Here is a 5,358-nt window from a genome sequence, read left to right as displayed (position 1 = left end):
CTGAAGCAGGCACCGTCGCCGGTACCTTCGTCGCGAAAGATGAAGAAACCCCACGCGAGAACCTGAACATCAGCTTCACCGCTGGCACCAACGCTGACGGTTACTACGCTATCTCCGGCAACAACGTGGTCCTGACCGAAAAAGGCGCTGACTTCGTTAACGCGGGTAACCAGCTGCCGAAGATCGACCTGACCGTTACTGACGTTGAAGGCCTGAACTCCACCGGCACCGGTCAACCGACCGTGACCTTGGTTAACGATGTTCCAGTAATTGCTGTCACGCCGACCACCATCGTTGAAAACACCGCTGAAGCAGGCACCGTCGCCGGTACCTTCGTTGCCAAAGACGAAGAAACCCCGCGCGAAAACCTGAACATCAGCTTCACCGCAGGCACCAACGCTGACGGCTACTACGCCATCTCCGGCAACAACGTCGTGCTGACTGAAAAAGGCGCTGACTTCGTTAACGCGGGTAACCAGCTGCCGAAGATCGACCTGACCGTTACTGACGTTGAAGGCCTGAACTCCACCGGCACCGGTCAACCGACCGTGACCCTGGTTAACGACGTCCCAGTAATTGCTGTCACGCCGACTACCATCGTCGAGAACACCGCCGAAGCAGGCACCGTCGCCGGTACTTTCGTCGCGAAAGACGAAGAAACCCCGCGCGAAAACCTGAACATCAGCTTCACCGCTGGCACCAACGCAGATGGTTACTACGCCATCTCCGGCAACAACGTAGTCCTGACCGAAAAAGGCGCGGACTTCGTTAACGCCGGCAACCAGCTGCCGAAGATCGACCTGACCGTCACCGACGTTGAAGGCCTGAATTCCACCGGCACTGGTCAACCGACCGTAACCCTGGTCAACGATGTACCGCTGATCGACATCACGCCGACGACCATCGTCGAAAACACCGCCGAAGTTGGCACCGTCGCCGGTACGTTCAACGCGCGTGACGAAGAGTCTCCGCGTGAAAGCCTGACCATCAGCTTCACCACCGGCACCAACGCTGACGGCTACTACAGCCTCTCCGGCAACAATGTCGTGCTGACCCAAAAAGGCGCCGATTTCGTCAATGCCGGTAATCAGTTGCCAAAAATCGACCTGACCGTCACCGACCCTGAAGGCCTCAATTCCCACAACACTGGCCAGCCCGCTGTCACGCTGGTCGATGACACCCCAACCGCCGTCGACGGCCGCATCGAGGGCAACGAAGACACCTCGATCGAGCTCACTTGGGCGACTTTCGGTGTGCAGGACGAAGATTCCACGAGCCCGGCAGTGGTGTTCACCAGCCTGCCGGCCGGCTCCATCGAATACAAAGTCGACGGTGAGTGGGTCAAGCTCACCACGGCCGATCTGAAAACCGACACCTCGGCGGGCAAGGCCTTCACTCAGGCTGACTTCGATGCCCACAACGTGCGTTACACCCCGGCAGACAACGAGTCGGGCGACAACAGCTTCGGCAACACCGGCGTGGGCAACAAGCAAGGTGATTACACCGAGCTGAAGTTCCAGGCCACCGACGGCAACTCCTACAGCGATACCAAAACCATCACCGTGGATATTCACCCGGTGACGGATGTGCCGGTGCTGACCGTCGGCCAAGTGCCAACCGGTCTGACCATTCAAACCTGGACCGGCAGCAACCTGCCGGGCGAGTTGGGCACTAACGGCCAAGGCGTCACCCAGTCCAGCACCCTGATCAAAGTGATCAACGCCCAAACCGCTGACAGCGCCGCCTCCACGGGCGTGACCAGCAATGTAAGCAACGGCAATGTGGCCGAAGGCACCGCGACCAAAGTGTCCGGTCTGGTTTACCTGGAAGCTGGCAAGAGCTACACCTTCACCGGCTCGGCCGACGACAGTCTGGCTATCACCGTGGGCGGCAAGCTGGTCGCTTCCGAAACCTGGAGCCAGGGCAGCGGTATCAACGGGTCGTCCTACACGCCGACCGAGTCGGGTTACTACACCCTCGACATCTACCACTACAACCAGAACGGCCCGGGCAACTACGACGTCAATGTGTCGATCAACAACGGTTCGTCGGTGTCCCTGGGCAACAGTGGCCTGCAGACCTACACCAGTGCCGCCGCGTTGGAAGCCGCAGGCATGGTCCTGGGCGACAGCCACGTTGTGAATGGCGAAGGCTATTACACCGGCAACGTCTACAACCACGGTCTGGAAGACACCGCGATTAAGATCGCGCCGATCACCGCCACTTTTGTCGACACCGACGGCTCGGAATCCCACAAGGTGGAAATCAGCGGCTTGCCGGAAGGCTCCGTGCTCACCGACGGCACTACCGGCCATAGCATCATCTCAACCGGCGCAAACACGCTGTACGACGTGAGCACCTGGAACCTGAGCACCCTGACGGTTACGCCGTTCAAGGACTCGACGGCCAGTTTCGACTTGACCGTGAAGGCCACCGCCAAAGAGTTGAGCACCGGTGTTGAAGAAGTCTCGACCGGCAAGATCAGCGTCGTGGTCACTGCGGTCAACGACGCGCCTGTACTGGGCAATGGTTCGACCAACGCGTTCGGCGACACCTACATCGAGGGCAAACCCGGCGGCTACGTCGCGGCGAACCTGACCATCACCGACGTCGACAACAGCACCTTGCAAAGCGCCAAGGTCACGCTGGTCAACCACTTGGCCGATGACGTGCTGATCGCCGATGTCAGCAACACCAAAATCACCGTCAGCTATGACAAGGACACCGGCGTACTGACCCTGTCCGGTGAAGCGACCAAGGCTGAGTACCAGGAAGTCCTGCGATCGGTGCACTTCGCCAGCGAAAGCGAAGACCCAAGCCCGGCCAACCGTAACCTGACCATCACCGTGAACGACGGCCAGGCGGACTCCGCGCCTGTGACTTCCGTGATCTACGTGGTACCGGTTAACGATGCGCCGGTTATCAGTTTCGACAGCACTAAGTTTGTCGAGCAGAAAGGTGCGGTGGCACTGGTCGAAAACCTGAGCATCACCGACGTCGACAACAAAACCTTCAGCAAGGTAGTGGTCACCGTTGATCACCTGGTGTCCGGCGACCTGCTCAGCAACGCCGACGTGCTCAAGGCCCTCGCTGTTGCGGGTATCACCATCACCGAAAGCGGCAGCGCCGCCGATGGCAAGATCGTCTACACCCTGACCAGCAACTCGCCAGCCGGCAACAGCGCGGCCGACTTCACCAAGCTGGTTGAAGCGATTACCTTCCAGGCCCCGGGCAACAATCCGGTTGGCACTGATCGCACAGTAACCATCGACGTCACCGATATCGGTGGCGGCAACCTTGATCGTGAGCCACCGGAAACCAGCAGCGCCACCGGCAAGGTCACCGTCGAGCTATTCAACGATGCACCGACAGCAACCGCCACCTCGGCGGGCGCGGACGAAGACCACGCGGCCACCATCGTACTGAGTGGCGCCGATGTGGACGGTTCCGTTGCCCAGTTCGTCATCACCACCTTGCCGGAAAACGGCAAGCTGTATAGCGACGCCAGCCTGACCACCGAACTCAAGGTCGGTGATTCGGTGCCAGCGGGCGCTGACGGCAAGGCGTCGGTTTACTTCTCCCCAACCGCGGACTGGAGCGGCAATACCGCGCTCACCTTCACCGCGGTCGACAATGCTGGTAAAGCCAGCGTCGAAACCACTGCCCCAGTGACAATCGCCCCAGTTACCGATACCCCGCACCTGGGCCTGCTCGGTGGCGGCGTTGTCAGCGCGATCAACTTCGACAGCGCCCCCATCGGCGGCTCCTGGAGCGTCGTCGCGGTTGGCGATGCCAATAACGCAGCCGGTACCAATCCGAATACCCAATGGCAGACCGGCAACGCCGACGGCAAGGTGGAAATCGGCCAAAGCAGCATTTACGGCGTAGAGACCCCAGGCAATAGCCAGGTCATCGAGCTGGAGAAAAACGCCGGCGACGACGCCAGCCTGTACACCATCATCAAGGCGGAAGGCGGCACCGCGTACACCATCTCGGTCGACTACTCGCCGCGTGCGGGCGCTGAGAACAGCTCGGTGATCGACGTGTTCTGGGGCGGCGTCAAAGTCGGCACCCTGGACACCACTGTCGTTGGCATGAAGACCTACACCTTCACCGTGCCGGTCACCGCTGACGGCGATGCCAAACTCGAATTCAAGGCCCCGGCCGGCGATACCAACAACTCGCTTGGCGGCGTGCTGGACAACATCAGCGTTACCCAGGTGCTGAACACTGGCCTGGAAGACCACGCGATCAAGTTGTCTGCGATTGACGCTTATGCGACCGACAAAGACGGCTCCGAGACGCTGAAGCTGGAAATCAGCGGTATTCCAGAAGGCGCGACCATTTCCGACGGCACGCCGGGCCACAGCTTCACGGCCACGGCTGACGTGCAAAGCATCGATATCAGCACCTGGAACAAGGGCACGCTGGTCTATAACCCGGTACCAAACGCCAATGGCCTGGTGAACCTCACCGTCACCGCCACTGCGCAGGATGGTGATGCGGCGCCTAAGTCCGAGTCGATTACGCTGCCGATCAACGTGATTGCGGTCAACGATCTGCCGGTGATTGATGTCGTAGCGAACCCTCTGGTGGAAGGCTCCGTGGCCGAAGGCACCGTTGCCGGTACCTTTACCGTCAGCGACGTTGAGACCCCGATTGCCGATCTGAAAGTGACCTTCACCGGCGACAGCAACAAAGATGGCTACTACACCCTCCTTGGCAACGCCGTGGTGTTGACCCTGGCGGGCGCGAACTTCGTCAACGCGGGTAACAAACTGCCTGCGATTGACTTGACCGTGACGGATGCCGATAAGGGCAGCTCGCACGATGCTGCAACGCCGGATGTGACGCTGGTCAACGACCTGCCGACCATCGAAGTAACCGCCAATCCGTTGGTTGAAGACGCTGTCAGCAAAGACACTGTGGCGGGCTCGTTCACCGTGGGTGACGAAGAAACCCCAGTTGCCGATTTGAAAGTCACCTTCACCGGTGACAGCAATAAAGACGGTTACTACGCCATCGTTGGCAACAACGTTGTCTTGACTCAGGCCGGTGCTGACTTCGTCAATGCAGGGAACAAACTCCCAGCGTTTGACCTGACCGTGACTGATGCCGACAAGGGCAGCGCAACTGCCGCCGCTACTCCGGACGTGACGCTGGTCAACGACCTGCCGACCATCGAAGTAACCGCCAATCCGTTGGTTGAAGACGCTGTCAGCAAAGACACCGTGGCGGGCTCGTTCACCGTGGGTGACGAAGAAACCCCAGTTGCAAACCTGGTGGTCACCTTCACCGGCGACAGCAATAAAGACGGTTACTACGCCATCGTTGGCAACAACGTTGTCCTGACTCAGG

The 5,358-nt window shown here is 59.8% G+C and carries 1 pseudogene; it reads left to right on the top strand.

Features of this window, described 5'->3' with window-relative positions:
• A pseudogene (locus CKW32_RS28245) lies at positions 1-5,358 on the top strand (Ig-like domain-containing protein); the annotation flags it as partial.

The organism is Pseudomonas sp. Irchel 3H9 (genome assembly GCF_900187495.1).
GTDB lineage: Bacteria > Pseudomonadota > Gammaproteobacteria > Pseudomonadales > Pseudomonadaceae > Aquipseudomonas > Aquipseudomonas sivasensis.
Note: the sequence above shows the minus strand (reverse complement) of the source record. Positions and strands in the feature narration are given on the sequence as shown.